20 protein-coding genes are annotated in these 22704 nt (G+C 39.7%); 13 read left to right on the plus strand and 7 right to left on the minus strand.

Annotated elements, in window-relative coordinates; genetic code table 11:
• Positions 1 to 4: 4 nt before the first annotated feature.
• The 4 genes from PISS_RS18505 (at position 5) to PISS_RS18520 (ending at position 4992) form a co-directional block, all read left to right on the plus strand.
• Positions 5 to 1861, plus strand: coding sequence for a M28 family metallopeptidase (locus PISS_RS18505; RefSeq protein WP_096040853.1), 1857 nt, complete (start codon positions 5 to 7; stop codon positions 1859 to 1861).
• Positions 1862 to 1961: 100 nt separating this feature from the next.
• Positions 1962 to 3878 (plus strand): DNA repair helicase YoaA, encoded by a 1917-nt coding sequence (gene yoaA / locus PISS_RS18510; protein ID WP_013463302.1) that lies wholly within the window; start codon positions 1962 to 1964, stop codon positions 3876 to 3878.
• Between the two features lie 8 nt (positions 3879 to 3886).
• Entirely contained in the window at positions 3887 to 4588 is a 702-nt protein-coding gene (gene tsaB / locus PISS_RS18515; protein WP_036954768.1) for a tRNA (adenosine(37)-N6)-threonylcarbamoyltransferase complex dimerization subunit type 1 TsaB, read from the plus strand.
• A gap of 74 nt (positions 4589 to 4662) precedes the next feature.
• Positions 4663 to 4992, plus strand: coding sequence for a hypothetical protein (locus PISS_RS18520; RefSeq protein WP_013463304.1), 330 nt, complete (start codon positions 4663 to 4665; stop codon positions 4990 to 4992).
• Positions 4993 to 5060: 68 nt separating this feature from the next.
• On the opposite strand, the gene PISS_RS18525 is transcribed toward PISS_RS18520, so the two are convergent.
• The gene (locus tag PISS_RS18525; RefSeq protein WP_013463305.1) at positions 5061 to 6347 is read right to left on the minus strand and encodes an alkaline phosphatase; all 1287 of its coding nucleotides are present in this window, start codon (positions 6345 to 6347) and stop codon (positions 5061 to 5063) included.
• 187 nt (positions 6348 to 6534) lie between these two features.
• Here PISS_RS18525 and PISS_RS18530 point away from each other — a divergent pair, with 187 nt between their 5' ends.
• From PISS_RS18530 to rnd, 3 genes are all read left to right on the plus strand, one after another.
• Entirely contained in the window at positions 6535 to 7386 is an 852-nt protein-coding gene (locus PISS_RS18530; protein ID WP_013463306.1) for an alpha/beta fold hydrolase, read from the plus strand.
• A gap of 115 nt (positions 7387 to 7501) precedes the next feature.
• Positions 7502 to 9154: a long-chain-fatty-acid--CoA ligase FadD gene (fadD, locus tag PISS_RS18535; RefSeq protein WP_058156038.1), complete on the plus strand. Its 1653-nt coding sequence runs from the start codon at positions 7502 to 7504 to the stop codon at positions 9152 to 9154.
• A gap of 50 nt (positions 9155 to 9204) precedes the next feature.
• Entirely contained in the window at positions 9205 to 10335 is a 1131-nt protein-coding gene (rnd, locus tag PISS_RS18540; protein ID WP_013463308.1) for a ribonuclease D, read from the plus strand.
• Between the two features lie 54 nt (positions 10336 to 10389).
• Here rnd and minE read toward each other — a convergent pair whose 3' ends face one another.
• Genes minE through minC form a run of 3 tightly spaced genes read right to left on the minus strand, consistent with a single transcriptional unit; the run spans position 10390 to position 12174 of the window.
• Complete coding sequence (gene minE, locus PISS_RS18545; RefSeq protein ID WP_008111532.1) at positions 10390 to 10653, minus strand: cell division topological specificity factor MinE; 264 nt, start codon at positions 10651 to 10653, stop codon at positions 10390 to 10392.
• Position 10654: 1 nt separating this feature from the next.
• The gene (gene minD / locus PISS_RS18550; RefSeq protein WP_013463309.1) at positions 10655 to 11464 is read right to left on the minus strand and encodes a septum site-determining protein MinD; all 810 of its coding nucleotides are present in this window, start codon (positions 11462 to 11464) and stop codon (positions 10655 to 10657) included.
• Positions 11465 to 11469: 5 nt separating this feature from the next.
• Positions 11470 to 12174 carry a septum site-determining protein MinC gene (minC, locus tag PISS_RS18555; protein ID WP_058156042.1) on the minus strand — a complete coding sequence of 235 codons (705 nt, stop codon included), beginning with the start codon at positions 12172 to 12174 and terminating at the stop codon, positions 11470 to 11472.
• 155 nt (positions 12175 to 12329) lie between these two features.
• Here minC and PISS_RS18560 point away from each other — a divergent pair, with 155 nt between their 5' ends.
• The gene (locus tag PISS_RS18560) at positions 12330 to 12611 is read left to right on the plus strand and encodes a YcgL domain-containing protein (RefSeq protein WP_013463311.1); all 282 of its coding nucleotides are present in this window, start codon (positions 12330 to 12332) and stop codon (positions 12609 to 12611) included.
• Complete coding sequence (locus PISS_RS18565) at positions 12604 to 13620, plus strand: lytic murein transglycosylase (protein ID WP_013463312.1); 1017 nt, start codon at positions 12604 to 12606, stop codon at positions 13618 to 13620. Before PISS_RS18560 ends, PISS_RS18565 begins: the two co-directional genes overlap by 8 nt.
• A gap of 47 nt (positions 13621 to 13667) precedes the next feature.
• Here the strand turns inward: PISS_RS18565 and PISS_RS18570 are convergent, their stop codons facing one another.
• Positions 13668 to 14216, minus strand: a complete 549-nt coding sequence (locus tag PISS_RS18570) for a GbsR/MarR family transcriptional regulator (RefSeq protein ID WP_013463314.1) — start codon at positions 14214 to 14216, stop codon at positions 13668 to 13670.
• Between the two features lie 216 nt (positions 14217 to 14432).
• Here PISS_RS18570 and adhP point away from each other — a divergent pair, with 216 nt between their 5' ends.
• Positions 14433 to 15443, plus strand: coding sequence for an alcohol dehydrogenase AdhP (adhP, locus tag PISS_RS18575; protein ID WP_013463315.1), 1011 nt, complete (start codon positions 14433 to 14435; stop codon positions 15441 to 15443).
• Positions 15444 to 15493: 50 nt separating this feature from the next.
• On the opposite strand, the gene PISS_RS18580 is transcribed toward adhP, so the two are convergent.
• Positions 15494 to 17914, minus strand: a complete 2421-nt coding sequence (locus PISS_RS18580; protein WP_058156044.1) for a TonB-dependent receptor — start codon at positions 17912 to 17914, stop codon at positions 15494 to 15496.
• Between the two features lie 294 nt (positions 17915 to 18208).
• Positions 18209 to 19480, minus strand: a complete 1272-nt coding sequence (locus PISS_RS18585) for a Xaa-Pro dipeptidase (protein ID WP_198147833.1) — start codon at positions 19478 to 19480, stop codon at positions 18209 to 18211.
• A gap of 159 nt (positions 19481 to 19639) precedes the next feature.
• Between PISS_RS18585 and PISS_RS18590 the strand changes: the two genes are divergently transcribed.
• From PISS_RS18590 to PISS_RS18600, 3 genes are all read left to right on the plus strand, one after another.
• On the plus strand, positions 19640 to 21457 hold the full coding sequence (locus tag PISS_RS18590) for a DUF885 domain-containing protein (protein WP_058156048.1): 1818 nt from the start codon (positions 19640 to 19642) through the stop codon (positions 21455 to 21457).
• 96 nt (positions 21458 to 21553) lie between these two features.
• Positions 21554 to 22066, plus strand: a complete 513-nt coding sequence (locus PISS_RS18595) for a YcgN family cysteine cluster protein (protein WP_016900173.1) — start codon at positions 21554 to 21556, stop codon at positions 22064 to 22066.
• Positions 22066 to 22581 carry an RNA methyltransferase gene (locus PISS_RS18600; protein ID WP_028834583.1) on the plus strand — a complete coding sequence of 172 codons (516 nt, stop codon included), beginning with the start codon at positions 22066 to 22068 and terminating at the stop codon, positions 22579 to 22581. The genes PISS_RS18595 and PISS_RS18600 overlap by 1 nt, the downstream gene beginning before the upstream one ends.
• Positions 22582 to 22704 lie beyond the last annotated feature (123 nt).

The following is a 22704-nucleotide window of genomic DNA, read 5'->3' on the forward strand; positions in this document are numbered from 1 at the left end:
ATTTATGAACTACTTTAAACAGTTAGCAGTTATTACTACTTTAACCTTAAGTTTTAATTGCTTAGCAAATGAAAATCCAGACAATATTTGGGTCACCATTGACTCAACTGCAGCCCAGCATTATCATCATGAACAAGGTACATTTTTGCAAAAAATGCAATTTGCGCATAGAAAATCAAGTATTTTACCTGACGTTGATTTACTCAGTGTACCGCGTGACGCAGTAAACAATTTAAGTGAGTTTATGCACCAGAACTATAACCGTTGTGGTGGGTTTGTTGCGCATAGTTCGTTCGAAGAAGCGAATGATTACGCAAAACAATTAGCTGTTGTTCAAAATAGCCAAGCTACATCAGCCTTTAATTATTCAATTGATAATGCGCAAACAGTACAAAGTTTAATTAGTGCACAAAGCCCAATTAATTTACAAAGCACTGTAAATTCACTCACTAGTTTTAATAATCGTTATTATACTTCGCAAACCGGCGTTGATGCCTCACAGTGGCTGCAAAGTTATTGGCAACAAATTGCCAGCGTTCGAAGTGATATAACCATTGAGAGTTATCAGCATAGCTGGGCGCAATCATCAGTGATTGTAACCATTGCAGGTGCTGAAAATGCAGATGAAATTGTTATTATTGGGGGGCATTTAGACTCGATTAACCAAGCAAATCCAGCACAAGGGCGCTCTCCTGGCGCGGATGATAATGCATCGGGTATTGCAGTGTTAACGGAAGCGTTAAGAGCAATTGTTGATACAAATTATAAACCGCAAAAAACTATTCAAATAATGGCGTTTGCAGCAGAGGAGGTGGGGTTAAAAGGGTCTAAAGCTATAGCCAGTAGCTATCGTTCGCTGGGTAAGAATGTAGTTGGCATGGTGCAATTTGATATGACTGGTAATAACGGCAGTATCGAAGATATTATTATGATGACGGATTACACCACCAATGCTCAAAACCAGTTTTTAGCCCAGCTGATAGACACCTACTTACCACAAATTAGTTATGGCTTTGATCAATGTGGGTATGGTTGCTCCGATCATGCTTCGTGGTATCAACAAGGGTTTGCGGCCTCTATGCCTTTCGAATCAAAAATGAATGACATTAACCCACTGATACATACACAAAACGACAGTAATTTTGACGCTGATCATGCAATTAAATTTGCTAACTTAGCCGTTAGCTTTGTTGCTGAATTGGCAAAAAATGCCGGTGATGTCACTCCGCCAAATAATAATGAGTTAGTCAATGGTGAACCAATTTCTGGTATCAATGCCACTGCTAAAGAGCAGCTTATCTATACATTGAATGTACCAAAAGGAGCGCAAAACTTAAGCTTTGAAACCTCAGGTGATAATGGCGATGCCGATTTATACGTTAAATATAATCAGGCGCCCACGTTAACTGATTACGACTGTAAAAGTACCTCTGCCACAAGTAATGAGCGTTGCGACATTCCAACCAGCAATGAAGGCACTTACTATGTCATGGTTGAGGCATACAGCGCAATTTGTAATGTTTCTTTGACGGGCAGTTTTGAGCCAGCAGGCGCTTTAGAGCCCATTAATCGCGTAGAAGATAATGTTAGCGTAAATACAGGTGGTTGGCAGCGTTTTGAACAACGTTTAGCCGCGGGTTATGCCTCACTAAACGTTGCTATTTCAGGCGGAAGCGGCGATGCTGATTTGTATTTAAATTTCGGTGCGCCATCTTCAAATACACAATTTGTGTGTAGGCCATATAAAAACGGCAACACAGAAAGTTGCACTATTTCTGCACCCCAGGCAGGCGTATGGCACATAGATGTTAAAGGCTATCGTAATGCAAGTGGTATTACGCTAACTATAAATGCACAATAATTAACAGGGGCATAAGCCCCTTTAAAGGCCAAATTCTCACGCTATTTGGCTTGCCCTTCATCAATAGCTTACGTAGAATCCCGCTATTATTTTTTATAAAGTGATTGGTATTATCAAACAGCTGTTTAGTGCAACCGGGCCTTTGGCTTTATCAATAGATGGATACTCACCACGCCAACCTCAAATTGATATGGCCGTGGCTGTTGAGGATGCATTAAAAACAAGTTCTCAGCTTGTTGTTGAGGCCGGTACTGGCACAGGAAAAACCTTTGCTTATTTAGCGCCAGCCCTTAAATCTAAAGGCAAAACAATAATTTCAACTGGTTCTAAAGCACTGCAAGAACAGCTGTATCATCGTGATTTACCTGTGTTAGTAAAAGCCTTAGGCGCGGCTAAAAAAACGGCATTGTTAAAAGGGCGTGCCAATTATTTATGTACTTATCGGCTTACCCAACATGTTGCACACGTACCCACAGACGACCCTGATGTAATGCATCAGCTCGCTATGGTTGCTAAATTTGCCAGTGAAACGCATACGGGCGATTTAGCCGACTGTATTGGTATTGAAGAAGATGCCAAAGTGTTGCCGTATGTCAGCTCGACTGCAGATAACTGTTTAGGTAAAGAGTGCCCTGACTTTCAAGAGTGCTACATTCGTAAAGCGCGTTTAAAGGCAGGGGATGCCGACGTTGTCGTGATTAACCATCATCTATTTTTTGCCGATATGGCGGTTAAAGAGTCTGGCTTTGCAGAGCTAATGCCCAACGCAGATGCTTATATATTTGATGAAGCCCACCAGTTAAGTGAAATTGCCAGCGACTATTTTGGCGAAACCATGAGTACTAAAAAACTGGTGGATTTAATTAATGATTTACGCGCTATTTACCGCGCTGAAATTCCTGACATGCTGCAATTAGGCAAAAGTTTGAATAAACTGGAAACCAGTGTCGCCGATTTAAGATTGCAGTTTGGTGTGGATGGTAGCCGCGGTGATTGGCGTGAAAAGCTCAGTAATAAGCTTATTTGCTCTGCATTACACCGCGTTATTAGTGATTTAGAATTTGTGTATCAGGTTTTAAAACACTGCCTAGAGCGAAGTGATAAAATTGAACACCCATTTGAGCGGGTGCTGGCATTTAAAGGCCAGTTAGAGCGCGTATTTGATACCGCCCAAACAGGCTTTAGTTATTGGTACGAAACCACGCGGCGCTATTTAACCATAAATATAACGCCACTGAATGTATCGGCTAAATTTGCTTTGATGATGAAAGAGTCTGGTGCAGGGTTTGTGTTTACCTCAGCCACGTTATCGGTCGACAACGAACTCACTCACTTTAATGCCAGCCTTGGGTTAAAACCAAAGCAAAGTATGATGGTAGATAGCCCGTTTGATTATGAAAATCAGGCGCTATTGTGCTTACCGCGCTATTTACCTGAAACCCACGCAGATAATATGCCGCATGCGATTGTAAAGTTAACTCTCGAACTCATAAAATCAGCAAAAGGGCGTTGTTTTGTGCTATTTACTAGTTACCGAATGATGCATTTGGTGGCTGAGGGCTTAACCACACAAATGGACTATCCGGTTTACATGCAAGGGCAAATGTCTAAACGCATTATATTAGAAAAATTTACCCGTCATGGTAATGCCGTGTTGCTCGGTACAGCGTCCTTTTGGGAAGGGGTTGATGTAAGAGGCAGTACTTTAAGCTGTGTTATTATCGACAAACTGCCGTTTGCAGCGCCCGATGATCCGCTTTTGCAGGCTAGAATGCAAGATTGCCAAATGCAAGGAAAAGACCCGTTTGCGCATATTCAGTTACCACAAGCGGTTATTGCCTTAAAGCAGGGCGTAGGTCGCTTAATTCGTGATAACAAAGATAAAGGTGTGTTAGTAATTTGCGATAATCGTTTAGTTACACGCCAATATGGACAAGTATTTTTAAAGAGTTTACCGCCAATGCGCCGTACACGTAGCTTAGAAGATGCAAATACATTTTTAAAACATATTAATTGAGTACAAAAATGATCAAAAGTAACATTCTCGCCCTAGACGCTTCTACTGAGGCTTTATCGCTTGTTTTGCATTATCAGGGTAAAACATTTCATCATTTTGAAGAGTGTCCGCAGCAGCATAGCCAAAAAATTCTGCCACTTATTGATGAGCTGCTTAATAAAGCCAATTGTAAATTAAAAGATTTAGATGTTATTGGCTTTGGCCAAGGTCCAGGCAGCTTTACGGGTGTTCGTATTAGTGTGGCCATAGCACAAGGGCTTGGGTATTCAACGAATTTACCGCTAGTGGGGGTTTCTACCTTAGCGGTTATGGCGCAACAAGCGTTTGAACAATTTGGCGATGAAGTGGTTTATCCAAGCATTGATGCGCGTATGGGGGAAATATACTTTGCTCAATACCAAGTTAATAATAATTTGATGACACTTCAAGGTGAAGAACGTGTTTTTAAGCCAGAACTGCTTGATGCTTCATTGATAGACACAAACAAAACAGCAACCGGCGTGGGGACTGGATTTAAAAGTTACCCCGATGCATTAACTACATTTACAAATGTGAGTGTACACCCTGAAATTACGCTACCCGATGCACAATACATGTTAGCGTTAGTGGATGCACAGTACCTTGCAGGTAATGGCGTAAAAGCAAGTGATGCTCAGCCTAAGTATGTGCGTGACACAGTGACATGGAAAAAATTACCAGGCCGCGAGTAACGCTAAGTTGTATTGTTTGCATATTGAGCTATTTTAAATCATAATTTAAGCATGTTGTTGGTTGGAGAAGCGTAATGTCGCTGCCTATAAGCTCTGGTTTTTTTACTGGTGATATCCCTGCTAAGGTGCGTTCTACTGCTGTTGTTACGGCAAAGCCTGAACGACTATCAGAGCAGCCAATACCACAGAAAACCAATACAGATTATGTTAAGAGCAGTCCTGAAGGGCTTGAACTCGCAAAAGAGTTTGTAAAAGCGAACACCAAAGAGGCCCAATATAGCCAAACTATTTACGATCAACCGAGTGCGCAAGTCAGTAAGGCAATTTCTACTTACACTGAGTTTGCTAATTTAGAGCGAAGAGCTGAAGTTCAAAGCTTAATTGGTGTTGATATATACGCTTAATTATAAAATTAATAGCCAAATAAAAAGCCCGAATAAATTATTCGGGCTTTTTATTTTCATAACAGCGATTACTGTTCTATGTAACTAATCAGTTTTTTAGCTATGTCAGTATTGTTTTGCGAACCAATAAAGTCATCGCTATTTTTACCATAGGCAAATACTTGCACATCGGAAGCGGTATGTCCGCCCGTTGTCCAACCAGTGAAACTTAAATCATTGATAATGCTTTTAACCGCTAAATTAAGGGTTTTTTCACCCATGGCTTTAGCTTGCTTAAGTTTAATTTCGTTTTCAGTTGTAAACTCAATACGGGTATTAGCCTGCCATACCGTTTTAAGGTTATCTGATCCCATTAATAATTTGGTTAATGTACCCGCAGTGGCTTTAACACCTTTGATAATGTCGGTTTCCCATTTATATTGGCCATGCGCGCCAATGGTTAAACCGCCTGTAGAGTGATCAGCCGTGATCACTAAAATAGTGTCTGGGTTGTTATCTACATACGCTTTTGCCGTCTCGATTGATTTTGCAAAGTCATCCATTTCAGCCATTGCACAAGCAATGTCATTTGCGTGGCCACACCAGTCAATTTGGCTGCCTTCAATCATTACAAAAAAGCCTTTATCGTTTTGCCCATCAAGCAAATCAAACGCTTTAGAGGTTAACTGTTTTAATCTCGTAGGGTTTTCATCTAGCGCAAAAGGTAATCCCTTAGGTGCGTATAGACCAATGGCAGGGATTTGTGTGATTTGACCTAAGTTTTTAATATCGTCGCCGTATTGATAACCTGCTTTTTTAAATTCGTCGACTAAGTTTCTGTCATCACGAATAAAATATTGAGTTCCACCGCCTAACATTAAATCAACCGGTAATTTACCAGCAATTTTATTGTCAATGTAGTCGTTTGCGATGTCATCATAATTTCTTCTTGATTCATTATGCGCGGCAAAACTTGCAGGTGTTGCATGGTTAATTTGTGAAGTAGCCACTAACGCTGTTGTCATTCCTTGCTCTTTTGCAATTTCTAGCATGGTTTTAACCGGTTTTTTGGCCGTATCGACAGCGATTGCGCCATTATAACTTTTATGACCGCTGCTAAGTGCAGTTGCACCTGCTGCGCTGTCTGTTACATAAGTATGGTCATCAGGATAAGTGTGCGCCATGCCTTTTAACATAGTGTCGAAAACGGTTGTTTCTATTTCTTTTGTTGTAGGGTCATCTTTGTAATATCGATAAGCGGTAGTGAAAGCGGGACCCATGCCATCACCAATCATATAAATAACATTTTTAGGCGCTGTTTGAGCGAATGCTCCTGTTGTACATAAAAGCGCTAATAAGCCGAACTGTTTTTTCATTGTGTGTACCCTTTAAGTGTACTTATTTTAATAGCGACTATTATTGTATACCGATAGCAAGATAAATAAATGAATATGTTATGAAATCTCGAAATTTAAGTGTGTGTTCTATTAGTTCAGTTCTATTATTTGTGTATTAACTCTTGTATGTTATGGCCATAACCAAATAAAAAAGTAGAGGTTTGCGTTGCAACCATTTTCGGTAAAAGCTAATGACCTAGATATACACGGTATTAAATTTGGAGACGGTGAAGACGTCGTTATCGCTTTGCATGGCTGGCTAGATAATAGTGCTAGCTTTGTGCCTATGCTGAGTCGAGCTGCAACTTCGCAAACATGGTATTGCATTGATTTTCCAGGGCATGGACTGTCATCTTGGCGAAGCCCTCAGGCACATTACTACTTTATTGATTATGTGGATGATGTGTATGCATTAATCACAGCGCTTAAGTTAAAGAAGGTACACTTAGTTGGTCATTCTATGGGGGCTATGGTTGCAGGACTATTTGCTAGTTGTTTTAGTGAGTATGTAAAATCTGTTTCTTTTATTGAAGGTTTAGGTTGTGTTACTACCGATAGCGATGAAGTGTGTTCTCAGCTAAGAAATGCCATACTAAACCGAGCAAGGCTTAGTACAAAAAAATCACGGGTATACACATCAAAACAGCAAATTTATCAAGCACGTGCAAAAACAACTGATTTAAATAATGAACAAATTGCATTGCTGATGGACAGAAACATAAAACAAATGCACAGTGGTTTTGAGCTAACTTGCGATCCTAAGCTTAAAAATCACTCAGGTTTTCGATTTGATGAAGCGCAATGTATTGGTGCAATAAAAGAATTAATTGCACCATGCCAATTAATATTAGGTGATCAAGGTTATCCATTTGTAAAACAAAATCTAGACAAGTATAGTAAATATTACAATAACTTGAGTGTAATAGATGTGCCTGGTGGGCATCATTGCCATATGCAAAGTAGTGGACTATGTTTTGAACACATTCACGCATTTATGGTGCAAAGTAGTGCATGTTAATTGTATATTACCGATAAATGTGGGATTATCTCTAGATTAGAGTATTTGCTCAATTGTGAAAGTGCCTTACTTAGATTAAGGTTAATAAAAATATAATTATAAACAGGGGCTAAGAGTGGAAAAAATCTGGCTTAAGCGCTACCCAGAAGGTATGCCTGAAACAATCGATCCTGAGCACTACAACTCGTTACTCGAAGTGTTTGAAAAAAGTTTTAATGATTACAAGGATTTACCTGCATTTACTAATATGGGTAAAACATTGTCATACAACGAAATTGACGCGGCAACAAAACGTGTTGCGGCTTATATTCAAAACGATTTAGGATTAAAAAAGGGCGATAAAGTCGCTGTTATGATGCCTAACTTGTTGCAAACCCCAATTGCTATATTAGGTATTTTACGCGCAGGGTGTGTGGTGGTTAACGTTAATCCGCTATATACCGTTCGTGAGCTAGAGCACCAATTAAAAGATTCTGAAACATCAGCAATATTTATTCTTGCTAACTTCGCTGTCACGCTTGAAAAAGCACTGCCTAATACTGACGTTAAACACATTGTGGTTACGCAGGTTGGTGACATGATGGGTGGTCTTAAAAAGCATTTAGTCAATTTTGTTGTTAAGCATTTCAAAAAAATGGTACCAAGCTATACGTTGCCTAACACGATTAACTTTTGTGATTTATTAAAAGCTGATCTGAATGGCTATAAGCGCCCAGAGGTTAACTTAAGCGATTTAGCATTTTTACAATACACCGGTGGTACAACCGGTGTGTCTAAAGGGGCAATGTTGAGCCACGGTAATTTGGTGGGTAACCTTGAGCAAGTATCTGGTTGTTTAGATAACGTGCTTGAGCGTGGTAGAGAAGTGGTTATTACCGCGCTACCGCTCTATCATATATTTGCATTAACAGCGAACTGTTTAGCATTTATGAAATACGGCGGCTTAAACGTTTTAATTACAAATCCACGTGATATGCCTGGATTTGTAAAAGAGCTTAGTCAGCATAAATTTACTGCTATTACAGGGGTGAACACTTTATTTAATGGCTTATTAAATACCCCTGCTTTCTCTGAGCTTGATTTTAGTCACCTTAAAATGTCATTAGGCGGCGGCATGGCAGTACAACGCCCTGTTGCAGAAAAATGGCAAAAGGTCACTAACAGCAAACTAATGGAAGGCTATGGCCTGACAGAATGTTCTCCTTTAGTCACAATTAGCCCGTATGATTTAGAAGCTTATAATGGCTCTATCGGTCTACCTGCGCCAAGTACTGACATTAAATTAATGCTCGATAACGGTGAAGAAGCTGCTAAAGGTGAGCCGGGTGAACTGTGGGTAAAAGGTCCGCAAGTAATGCTTGGTTACTATAATCGCCCTGATGCAACGGCTGAATGTTTAAAAGATGGCTGGTTTGCAACTGGTGATATTGCCACTTACGATGACGAAGGTTTTTTCTACATTGTTGATCGTAAAAAAGACATGATTATTGTTTCAGGCTTTAATGTTTTCCCAAATGAAATAGAAGAAGTGGTTGCCATGCATGAAGGCGTGCTAGAAGTGGCCGCGGTTGGTATCCCTCATGACATTAGTGGTGAACAAGTTAAAGTTTTTGTTGTGAAAAAAGACCCTTCTTTAACTGAAAAAGATATAATAAAACATTGTCGTGATAATTTAACTAATTACAAGGTTCCTAAACTCGTTGAGTTTAAGGATGAGTTACCCAAAACTAACGTGGGTAAAATTCTCAGAAGAGCCTTAAAAGATTAGCAACTATAAAAAAGCCGACATCAGTCGGCTTTTTTATTGTAGGAGACTCAGTGCACTACCAATTGATCCAAACCCAAAATGAGCTTAATACGTTTGTAGAACAAATTAAAAACAAACCCATTCTTGCTATTGATACCGAGTTTATGCGCCGCCGTACTTTGTATCCAGAAGTTGCACTTATTCAAGTTTATGATGGCGAACATTTAGCGCTTATTGACCCGCTTGCCGAGCTTTCCTTGTTTGATTTTTGGCAAATACTTAAAGATCCTAAAGTGCTAAAAGTACTCCATTCACCCTCAGAAGATATTGAAGTTTTTCAAAAGTACGCAGGATTTGTTCCTTATCCTTTATTCGATACCCAGTTTGCACTTCAGCTATTAGGTGAGGGAAACTGTATGGGCTTTGCCTTAATGGTGAAAACATTATTGAATATTGAGATTGATAAAAGCGAATCGCGCACTAATTGGTTACAACGCCCCCTTACCCAAAAGCAACTTGAATACGCTGCTGCTGATACGTATCACCTGCTGCCTTGTTTTGAGTTAATTATAGATAGCATTAAAGCCGCTGATTTATTTGATATTGTGATCAATGAAAGTGAATTAGTTGCCAATAAACGTGCTTTTCAAATTCCGGATGAGCTACTTTACAAAGAAATTAAAAATGCATGGCAACTTAAGCCGCATGAACTAGCGGTACTTAAAGAGTTAGCAGTATGGCGTCGAAATAAAGCTATTCGTAAAAATCTAGCGCTTAATTTTGTGCTTAAAGAGCACAATATGACCGAAATTGCCAAACGAGGCCCTTCAAGTTTAAATGCTCTGAGACAAATTCCTGGGGTAGAACCCATTGAAGTGAATCGTTCTGGGGTTGAAATTTTAAAGTGTATTGAGCAGGCCAAAGCCATTCCAGCTGAGCAACACCCACAAGTATTAAAGCGATTAATTGATTTTCCTACCTATAAAAAAGTAGCGAAGGAGATCAAACAAAAAATTACTAAAGTTGCTAAAGAGCATAACATTCCAGAAGACGTTATGGCCTCTAAAAAGCAAATAAATCAGCTAATTAGTTGGAACTGGAAGTTAACTGCTCAGCAAAAAGAAAAACACATAAAACCAGATTTACTCAGCTCATGGCGATATGATTTTGTTAAAGATGCGCTAAAAGAGTGGGATAATTAGAGTATTAAATAGCTTGATGTAAAAAATAAAAAGGGCGCTTAGCGCCCTTTTTTATTATTTCTTTTCTTCGTCAGGTAATGTGACATTGAGCTCGAGTACCGCTAAATCGTCTTCATTTTGATCAAACTGAACTTGAACCGCATCGGCGCCTACATTAACGTACTTACGGATAACATCAAGAATATCTTGCTTTAATTGTGGCAAGTAATCTGGTGTTCCACGCTGAGAACGCTCGTGCGCGACAATGATCTGCAATCGCTCTTTTGCTAATGACGCACTGTTTTTCTTTTCTGAGCGGAAGTAGTCAAGTAAAGACACATTAACCTCCAAATATCCGTTTGAATAAACCCTTTTTCTCTACATCTAAAAATCTAAATTCAACCGTTTCGCCTAATAAACGACTGATCGCATCAGCATAAGCTTGACCTGCGTCTGATTCGCTATCAAGAATTACCGGTTGTCCAGAGTTTGATGCACTAAGCACTGCTTGAGATTCAGGAATGACACCTAGTAAGTCGATGGCTAGGATGTCCTGGATATCTTCAACAGATAACATTTCACCTTTTGATACACGATCTGGATTATAGCGTGTTATTAGCAAATGCTCTTTAATGTTTTCTAATCCTTCTTCGGCACGTTTCGATTTACTGTGTAAAATGCCTAGAATACGATCCGAATCTCGTACTGATGAGACTTCAGGGTTGGTTGTAACTATCGCTTCATCAGCGAAGTACATCGCCATCATAGCTCCGGCTTCAATACCTGCAGGAGAATCACAAACAATATAGTCAAAGTCTTCTTTTAACTCGTTCAATACGCGTTCAACACCATCACGGGTGAGTGCGTCTTTATCGCGAGTTTGTGAAGCAGGAAGTAAAAATAACTTTTCTACACGTTTGTCTTTTATGAGTGCTTGATTAAGGTTAGCTTCGCCATTGATCACATTAACAAAGTCATACACTACGCGACGTTCACAACCCATGATGAGGTCTAAATTACGTAAGCCGATATCAAAATCGATGATAACAGTTTTGTAGCCTTTTAATGCTAAGCCTGTACCAATTGCTGCGCTTGATGTTGTTTTACCAACACCCCCTTTACCCGAGGTAACGACAATTATTTTTGCCATGAGATTTATCCTTTAACCAAAGCTGAAATTTCTAAAGATTCATTTTTTTGTTGTATTTGAACTGCGTTACCCCAGTGTTCACCTTGCAGTGAGTCACTGATCCAGTAATTACCATTGATTGAAACGAGTTCTGCTTCTAATTTATTACAAAATATGTATGCGTTTTCGAGCCCTTTTACGCCGGCAATTGCACGCCCTCGTAGGGTTCCGTAAATATGTACATTGCCATCGGCAATCACTTCTGCGCCATGGCTTACCGCGCCTAACACCACCAAGTCGCGGTCTTTGGCGTAAACTTGTTGGCCTGAGCGCACCGCACCATTAATAATTTGCGCTGGTAAATACACGGTTTTTTCTACAACCGAAGTATTTGACTCTACTCTTGCGGGTTCACTCTTAACGTCTTGTGAATAGTTTAAAACAGATAACCCTGCGGCTTTTGCCTGTTTATGCTGTTCATCCGAACCATTACATACACCTACAGCATTAAAGCTCATGCGTTCAATAAGCGATTTTAAGTGAACAAAGTCGATTGCGCTGTTTTTTACTTCAATTAAATTGACGACAATGGGGGCACCCTCAAAGAACTTTGGGGCTTGGGCAATTTTTACATACAGTTGTTCTGCTAAAAGGTTAATATCAGTACTATAAAGATGTAAAACTGATAACGTAAAAAGGTTGCCTTTTAGCTCAAAAATTTGGTCCGACATAGATGCTCAACTGGATTGTCTAGTTAGCATGTAACTTTATATAAACCTAGGCTGAACAAGGCTTTTATTACAGTTTCCACACTAATTTTTATAACTTATTATTATTGCCATGTTATAGTGTGTAGCACTGTTAAGCAAGATTTTATAGGGCCATAATGCTAACTGCGGTATATAAAAGTAAGAAAAAAGCAGATACTTTCTTATTTATTGAAAAAAGAGACGATTTTAGTAAAGTTCCGGAACCTTTAATGGCCATGTTTGGTCAACCTCAGTACGTGATGATCATTAACTTAGCGAAGCGGACTCAATTAGGCGTTGCGGATTTAGACACTTTAAAACAGTCGCTTAGCGACCAAGGCTATTATTTACAAATTCCGCCACCAGAGGAAAACTTGCTAAGTCAATTAAGAAAACAAAATGGAGCAGATAGTGATTAAAAAATTAGCGGTTGTATTGTGTGGTGTGTGTTTAAGCTCATCGGTGATGGCAAAAACACAAGCTGAGTTTCAACAATATCTTACTAATTTAAAGCAAGAGGCAATAGCAAAAGGCTACGATACTCAGTTAATTGAGCAAGCATTTGCCACTGCATCTTATAAAGAAAAAGTCATTTCAGCAGACAAAAACCAGCCAGAAGTAAAAGAAACGCTGGAAACGTATTTACCAAAACGAGTACCGCAATGGAAAATAGATCGTGCGCGTAAATTGTATAAAGAAAACCAAGAAGTCTTAGAAAAAGTAGCAAAAGACTTTGGTGTTCAAGCGCGTTTTATTGTGGCTATTTGGGGTTTAGAAAGTAATTTTGGCGCTATTCAAGGCGGCCACAATGTTATTTCATCCTTAGTAACTTTAGCATTTGATGGACGTCGTGAAGCGTTATACAAACGCCAATTGTGGGCAGCACTGGATATATTAAAGTCGGGACATATCACGCTTGATAAATTTAAAGGCTCGTGGGCGGGTGCAATGGGGCAAACCCAGTTTATGCCAACCTCATTTAATGCTTACGCCGTTGATTACAATAACGATGGCCGCAAAGATATTTGGACAACCAAAGAAGACGCGTTTGCTTCAATTGCAAATTACTTAAAGCAAGAGGGTTGGAATGACAACTTAACCTGGGGTCGCCAAGTTCAATTACCTGCTGATTTTGACCAGCAGTATATATTAAAGCGCGGTACTAAAACCCGAAAGCAATGGCTAGAGTACTGGGATAAATCAGAGCGCTCTTTAGCAGATTGGCAAGCATTAGGTGTTCGTCGTGTTGATGGCAGTGATTTACCTACGGTTGCTGTAGATGCAGCACTGGTGATGCCGGATGATATAAATGGACGCATGTATTTAGCATACGATAACTACAAAGTATTTATGCACTGGAATCGATCATATTACTTTGCAACCAGCGTAGGTTATTTGTCAGATAGAATTGCTTACCCAAAAATTTAAGCTAAGACGAATAACTAAAAAGCCGCTCATTGCGGCTTTTTAATGGTTTACTGCTCTTTTTTGAATATTTTATCTTTAAGGTCAATGACTTTGCCAATGCCTGAACCTAGCTTCATTAGTTTGTTGAGCTGCTCTGGGGTTAAGCGTTGTAATTCTGACGACCATTTAGTCACTGTTTCAAGTAAGTTATGAATTTCGCCCATTTGTTTTTGTGCATAAATTTCATCGTCGTTACTTGCTTCATCTAATAAATTATCTCTGAGTAAGCTAAGCGTAGGTTCTACTTCACGCTTTTTACGTTCTTCAAACACGCGATTAGCCATATCCCAAATATCGCCTGCAGGTGCATAGTATTCTTTTCTATCTCCTGGGATATGCATTACCTTGATCAGCTGCCAAGATTGTAATTCTTTAATTCCCATACTTACGTTACCGCGTGAAATACTCAGCGCATCTGCGATTTGGTTTGCCGTCATTGGATCTTTGGTAATAATAAGTAACCCGCACATTTGGCCGATTGTACGATTAAATCCCCAGCGGCTGCCCATCTCGCCACAATGCATTACAAAGGCAAAGTTTTTTTCTGATAATGTCATTGTTACAAGTTTCAAAAATAAATGAAATCTATGCTAGCACGCTGGTTAAGTATGGCAAGCGTTTAGCTTGGATAAAAAACCACGTTTTACGACTAATGATTGATATAGATTAATATTTAAGCATTTATAGTGGGTTATGTTGCGGGTATGCAACATAACATTGTTGTTTAACGCCTTTGTTAAATAGCATAATTTTTTATAAACGATGGAATGACTATGAAAGCAGCAATAAATACAGAATATAAAGGCAAGTTAGAAATCACCGATTTACCAATCCCAGAGGTAGGTCCTAACGATGTGCTGGTAAAAATAGCCGCTTGTGGTGTATGTCACACCGATTTACATGCGTGTCATGGTGATTGGCCGGTAAAACCAAAAATGCCATTGGTACCAGGTCACGAAGGTGTGGGTGTAATAGAAAAACTAGGCAGTAATATTAAACATTTAGAAGTGGGCGACCGAGTGGGTGTACCTTGGTTGTATAGCGCCTGTGGCCATTGTGAATTTTGTTTAGATGGACGTGAAACCCTGTGTTTATCGCAACATAATACCGGTTACTCAATTGACGGTGGTTATGCAGAATATTGTTTAGCACATGGTGATTACATCATCAAAATACCGGAAGGATTAGGCTTTGCTGAAGCTGCCCCGTTATTCTGTGCCGGCGTAACAACGTATAAAGCATTAAAAGTATCAGATGCAAAACCGGGTCAATGGGTTGCTATTGTTGGTGTGGGCGGTTTAGGTCACTTAGCGGTGCAATATGCAAAAGCAATGGGCTTTAATGTTATTGCTGTAGATACAGGCAAAGAAAAAATGGCCCTAGCTAAAGAGTTAGGCGCTGATATTACGCTTGATTTTAAAGAAGTGGTGCCAAGTGAGGCTATTTTTGAGCAAGTAGGTGGGGCGCACGCTGTTGTTTGTACCGCAGTATCAAAACCTGGGTTTGAACAAGCGTATAAAAGTGTTCGCCGTGGGGGCAAATGCGTATTAGTTGGCTTACCACCAGAAGATATGCCACTGCCAATTTTTGATACTGTGCTAAATGGTGTTTCTGTGGTTGGTTCTATTGTAGGTACACGTAAAGACCTGCAAGAATGCCTTGAATTTGCCGCACAAGGTAAAGTAAAAGCTATCATTGAAGAGAAAAAACTCGAAGATATTAATGAAATTTTCGATGACATGCTCAAAGGCGAAATTAACGGTCGTATAGTTGTTACAATCTAACTATACCAAAATATAGTGCGCACAAACCAACCTGGCTTGTGCGCATTGTGTTAAAGCGTATAACTAAAGCTTAACTTTGCATTTCTTTCCTCACCTGGCATACCGCCTAAAAACATGGCTTTAGAATAGTATTTTTTATTAAACAGGTTATTAATGTTTAATTGCATTTGCCAGTTGTCTGCTTTATAGCTAACTGCAGCATCATACACGGTATAAGCAGGGACGTAGCCGTTATCAATACCGAACGAACTTGAGTTAGTACTGCGCTTATCAACAAACGTTAAGCCTGCGCTTAAATCTACTGCGTGAGGTAATTCAAATAACGCCGCAGAGTAAGTTACCCATGAGCTAGCAGTTACATAAGGCACGCCTTTTTGGCGAGTATCAAAGCTTGTGCTGTTAGGGTTAGTTTTATCTCTAGCATCTTGATAAACACCGTTGATGTTAACTTTCCATTGATCGTTCAAATACGCATTTAAGTCAATTTCTACACCTTTGGTTTGTTCTTCACCATCAAAGAAACTTTCCACTACGTTTGGTGCAGACACGCCTGCTTCATAAAGTGGGTTGGCATATTCTAAATTAGTACGTGCACTTTCAAATACTACAATTGAAGCCAGTAATTGGTCATCAAACGCTTTAAAACGAAATCCTAAATCGTTACTAACAGATTCTGAGTCTTCTCTATCGGCTTCATTACCAGCAACAGAGCCAAGTACACTGTAGGCAGTACGACCTTTTGAGTGATTTAAAAATAAAGCCATGTCAGCGCTTAATTGATAAGTAGCCCCTAAATTGTACGTTAAACCGCTATCTGAGGTGTTTGCCTCTGGCGTTGGGTTTGCGCGGCTTTGACTATAACGTGGGTCAACACCAAAATGCTCGTAACTTTGTTTTATACGATTATGAGCAATCCCAATACGGGTGGTGATTTTATCGTTAATGTAGGCAACATGCTGAAGGCCTAAACCCCATGCTTGTACTTTTTTATTATAATCGCTGGTTTTAAGCGGATCGTAATTATTAAATTCACCTGTAGGCCAATTTGGCTGACGCATATCAAAAATATACGGCAGTGCGCCTTGGTAAATAACTTCACCGGCTTTGTTTTTAATGACTTTATCAGCATCGTAAATAGAATATTGTTTAAAACGAATATCACGGTCTTCATAGTTGGCATTAACCAGTAATTCGTTTTCTATGTTACCGAGCATAAAGTCATAACGTAAATCTAAAAAGTATTGCCATGATTTTTCATCCGCTTCTACTTGGCGGTACTCTTGGCGTCTGGCTGCAAAAGGGTATAACACGTCATCAACAACTAGCGGTGCGCGTGGGTCTTGATTGATCACGCCGTTACGTTTCCAGTAAACGTAGTTGTAAGCACCTGTTTGGCGGGCAAAACTTGAGGTGTAATTACGGTACTGTAGTTGTTGATTAACAAATAAATCATCACTAATGTAATAATTATGGGCTAATTTAAAACGCAGCTCTTCACCTTCGTTATCCTTTGCCATCGGTGATATTATGCCATTGGTGCCAAAGTTAAAGGGTGTTAAACCATCATTGCTTGCCAAAGAGTTAGCTAGTTCATTTCGTTGTGCTTCACTCAATTGTAAGCCACTTGCTGTAGGGTCATTCACTAAATCGGCGCCTGATACTTCACCTGCAGTTAAACCGTTAACCGATTCATTGTTAAAAATACGAATAGGATGGCCGATAGAATCCACAGCAATGGCGTCCTTGATATAGGCTCCCGATAACACAAACGCATGTTGATCATTTAGAACATATTTTAAAGACGAATAAATTTCATCACGTTGTTCTTTTAAATCACGAAAGCCATCGCTAGAGGCGGTTTTTGCCATGACTCGATAAGCTAAGTCGTCTGTTATTGCATTGGTGCTATCGAGTGCCAGTGAATAACTATCCCACTGACCAATATCCATTTCTAAAGTATGTTGTTCGTTAAACTGTGGCTTTTTTTCAATCAGGTTAATCACACCACCAGCACTGCCCATGCCGTATAAACCAGTTGCTGGGCCTTTTAATACTTCAATTGATTCAACATTGGTTAAAGAACGCGTTGGATTAAAGGTATTGCCTAATCCTGCACCACCGTACATGCCATCATAGGTATAATTAGCACCTAAACCACGAATTACTAAATTATCACCAATGCCATAGTTGTTACCGGCTTGCGTTAAACCACTTACATTACGGATCACATCTTGTAAACTATCAATACCTTGCGATGCAATTAGCGCTTTATCAACAATGACCACGGGTGCAGGGGTTTCCATTAGTGACATATCAGATTTAGTGGCCAAACCTGAGCTCATTACCACTCGGTTTTGTTGCTCGTAAACACTAATACGTTCAATATCGGAATTAACTTGTGACTCGTTTGCCAATGCCAAGTGCGCGTTTAAGCACGCGAGTGTGAGTAGTGAGTATTGAAACCTTTTCATAGAGTGATAACCATTCGCATTTGTTAATTTTCGTGAATGATAATGGTTATCATTTTAAAATAAAATAAAAAGTTCAAACTTTTTTACTTTAATGGGTGTGTTTGCTTGATAGTTATACAATGTGATTTAAAAACAATCACATTTAAAAATATTAACGGGGTATTGCAGTCGCTAGTTGGCTTTACCAAGAGAGAATTTAAATAAAGTATTGATGATTAAATGGGCAGTTTAGCTACATTAGCTAAAAAATTGTTAAGGTTGAGCTAAGCTCAACCTTATAAAGATGTATTGGGTTTACTGCTTGTAAACGACACCGGCTTTCATTACAAAAGGAATACGCTCTAGTGTAGAAATATTTTTAAGTGGGTTAGCACTCACCGCTATAATATCAGCAGCAAAACCAGTTTTAATTTGCCCCAGTTGTGAATCTGCCTTTAGTAATTTAGCACTATTAATGGTCGCGGCTTGAATAGCTTGTAATTCACTCATACCAAATTCAACCATTCGCGAGAACTGTTTCGCATTATCACCATGTGGATAAATAGCCGCATCTGTACCAAATACCATGTTAACCCCAGCTTCAACGGCGCGTTTAAAGCTGTCTCTTTGCTTTTTAGAAACAAGGCGTTCTTTATTTAGGTTCTCTTCATCTACCCCATTTTGCTCACCAAAGCTCAGTGTATATTCAGTATTGTAAATATCCATAGAGAGCCAAGTACCGTGCTTTATAGCAAGCTCAATCGCTTCATCGTCTAAAAAGCTAGCATGCTCTACGCTGTCTACACCGGCTTTAATGGCTGTTTTAATGCCGTTAGTGCCGTGTGCGTGAGCCGCAACAGGTAATTCTCGCATGTGCGCTTCATCCACAATGGCTTTCATTTCTTCAAATGCGTATTGTTGTATGCCCACCTTTGTGCCTTTAGAAAATACCCCACCAGTTGCACATAATTTAATTGCATTAGCGCCATATTTAATATTTTCACGTACTTTAATGCGAACAGCCCATGGGCCATCAGCAACCCCCGCCGCGGTATATTTCATTTCTGGAGGCAAACGATTATTGTCACAGTGTCCGCCAGTAATCCCCAAAGAAGGGCCTGCAGCCCAGATGCGAGGGCCAATAATATCACCTGCATTAATGCCGTCGCGAACCGCAATAACACTAAAGCCTTCTGCACCTAGGTTACGCACTGTGGTAAAGCCGGCTTCTAATGTTTTTTTAGCAAAGTAACTGGCTTTAATAGCCATACGCGGTACTGATTGGCCTATACGTTCACTGCGCGAAACGGTTGGATCGCTGGTTAAATGCACATGCATATCCATCAACCCCGGCATTACGGTGAGTTCAGGTAGGTTAATCAGTTCATCATTACTGGTAAGCGTTGGCTGTTTATTAAATTGGATTTGGCTTATTACACCCTCGTCAATCGCGATTAACGGATTAGCTTTTAGCTCTCCAGTTTTTACATCAAGCAAAGCTTTGGCCGATATATAGGTGGTTGCCAGTGTACTTGCGCTGGTTAAGCTCAGTAATGCGATTGATGTAGTTAGTAAATGTTTTTTTATTTTGATCATTTTTATTATTTAATTATTTAAATTTACCTGAATGTAGCAATCATTAGCTATTGAGTAAATTATTTAGCGACGAATCCCACTCACCGTAATTGCTTTATTTAAGCCATTTAAAACCGCATAATTGGCGGGTGAAAACTAACAAGGATCTTTATGAAAGTTATTAAAATAGCACTGGTTGCCAGTAGCGTTATGTTTGCCTTAAGTGGTTGTATGAGCACCAGCTCACAATTAAACACAAATCAGCCGGTCGCGCCTGTAATAAGCGAATTATCAGCACAGCAACAGTTGGATGTGCTCGTTGCACAGTACTACGATGAGTCATTAACCTTTAATCCCTTAAGCGCCACTTATAACGGTCGCCATGAATTCGATGATCAATTCTTGCCGGTGATATCGCAGGCTAATCGTGATAAAAAAACTGCTTTTTATAAAAAATATCAACAACGTTTAACGCTAATCGATGAATCACAATTAACAGGGCAGGCGCTACTTAACTTTGAAGTATTATCGCGAGATTTAGCCCTGAAGCTTGAGGGCATGCAATATAAAGATTATTTGTTACCGATTAACCAAATGTCGGGAGCACATAATACCTTTGCTGGATTTGGTTCAGGGCAAAGTGCACAGCCCTTTAATACTGTTGCCGACTATGAGCAATTTATTAAACGTGCTGATGGTTTTGTGAAATGGTTAGCCAGTGTTGAACAATCAATGGCGCAAGGCGTTAAACAAGGCGTGGTATTGCCTATGCCATTGGCTAAAAAATTATTGCCTCAGTTTAAAGTGCACGTAGTAACTAACGCAGAAGATTCATTATTTTATTCACCAATAAAGGCCATGCCCGACTCATTTTCTAATGCACAAAAACAGCAACTCACTGAGCAGTATAAAACGCTTATTTTAGATAAATTAGTCCCCGCTTATCAGCGTATGAGTGAGTTTTTACTCAACGACTATATTCCTCATGCTCGCGATTCTGTTGGTTATGCTGATTTACCTAATGGTAAAGCGTGGTACGAATATCAAATCAAGAAAAACACCACGTTGAGTTTATCAGCAGATGAAATTCATGACATTGGCTTAAGTGAAGTGTCTCGAATTTTAAGTGAAATGAAAACGGTTAAAAATACCGTGGGATTTAAAGGTGATTTAGCATCGTTTTTTGATCATTTACGTGACTCAGATGAGTTTTATTATAAAACAGCTGATGAGTTAATTGCTGCCTATGAAGATATTAAACTAAAAATAGATGCGCGTTTACCGCGCTTGTTTAATATTGAGCCTAAAGCCCCTTACATTGTTAAAGCAGTAGAAGCGTATCGTGCGCAATCGGCAGCAGGGGCATCTTATGCTGGGCCTGCACCAGATGGTTCTCGTCCGGGTATCTTTTACATTAATGCTTACAACTTAAAAGCGCAGCCTAAATTTTTACTTGAAACGCTGTCTATTCATGAAGCAGCACCTGGTCATCACTTTCAAATTGCACTGCAACAAGAAGTGGAAAGCCTGCCCGATTTTCGTAAATTTGGCGGCTACACGGTGTTTGCTGAGGGCTGGGCATTATACGCAGAGAGTCTTGGCAAAGAGCTTGGCTTATTTACCGACCCGTATATGTGGTATGGGCGTCTTAACGATGAGCAGCTAAGAGCTATGCGTTTAGTGCTTGATACAGGCTTTCATGCCAAAGGGTGGACACGTCAACAAGGCATTGACTACATGTTAGCAAACTCTTCAATGGCAAAAAGCGATGTTATTGCTGAGGTTGAGCGTTATATTGCATGGCCTGGGCAAGCATTATCGTACAAATTGGGTGAGTTTAAAATTAAAGAGCTCAGAGATTACGCCCACCAGCAGTTAGGTGAGCAATTTGATATTAAAGCCTTTCATACGCAAATATTAATAGATGGCGCATTGCCTATGCCTATCTTAGAGCAAAAAATTAAACGTTGGGTTAAATCTCAGCAGTAACATAATCGCGCAAAGTCATTATTTGAACAGGGATTGGCTTTGCGCGCTTTGCTGCAATACGTTAGAATGCGCGCTCTTAAAAGGCGCGAGAACACCATGTTTGATCAACAATTAGCAAAAACCCAATTTTGGCTTAGCAAAAGTCTCAATGAAATGAACCAGCAAGAATGGGAAGCCATTTGTGACGGATGCGGAAAGTGTTGTTTAAACACCTTTATTGACAGCGAAGACGAAGATGACTTTACCGCCACTGATCAGCTAAGAGAAGGTGAGCAACTTATATTTACCAATATTGTTTGCCAATACCTTGATAACGCAACCTGTGGTTGTAGTGAATACGAAAACCGCCAAACCTTAGTGCCTTCTTGCGTTAAGCTTACCAAAGAAAACCTCAAAGACATTTTCTTTATGCCGCAAAGCTGCAGCTATCGCCGACTTCACGAAGGACGTGGATTAGCAACGTGGCATCCGTTACTTAATAACGGCGATAAAACTAAAATGCACGAGCTAAACATTTCTGTTAAAGATAAAACCGTAAAAGACTGTGACGTAAAGCTAGAAGATTTTGATTTGTATATAGCCGAGTGGCCAACCAAGGATTGCAATTAATGAGTAAATTACAAGCAAGTATTGGTTTAATTAATCCAAAAAGCCCGACCAACGTGGGGGGCGTATTACGCGCCGCAGGCTGTTATGACGCACAGCAGGTTTTTTTTACTGGTAACCGTTATCTAAACGCACAAAAATTTCATACCGATACTAAAAATGTAGTGCAACGTATTCCATTAACCGCCACTGATAACTTAGCATCATGTAAGCCTGAAGGCGCTAAAGTGGTGGTCATAGAGCTAATAGAAGGGGCGACACCCTTGCCTGAATTTACCCACCCTGAAAACGCATTTTATGTGTTTGGTCCAGAGGATGGTTCAGTGCCAAAAGACGTTTTAAAATGGTGTGATGAAGTTGTTTATATTCCAACCATAGGGTGTATGAATTTAGCAGCAACCTGTAATGTTGTTCTTTATGACCGGCTCGCCAAGCTTGGCGGTATTCAAAGTAGTGATGAAACCATTATCACTTCACGCGATACCAATAATAAAATGAAATGGCAAAAACAACCTTAAACATATTTGCTGTTTAAGGTTTATCCCTTGCTAAATGTAAAATAAAGTAACTAGTTAACTTAAAAAATAAGCAATTCGTCTTTTTTAAACACTATAAATGTAAAACTATGTAATTATATTAAA

The sequence above is a fragment of the Pseudoalteromonas issachenkonii genome (assembly GCF_002310795.1).
Lineage (GTDB): Bacteria > Pseudomonadota > Gammaproteobacteria > Enterobacterales > Alteromonadaceae > Pseudoalteromonas > Pseudoalteromonas tetraodonis.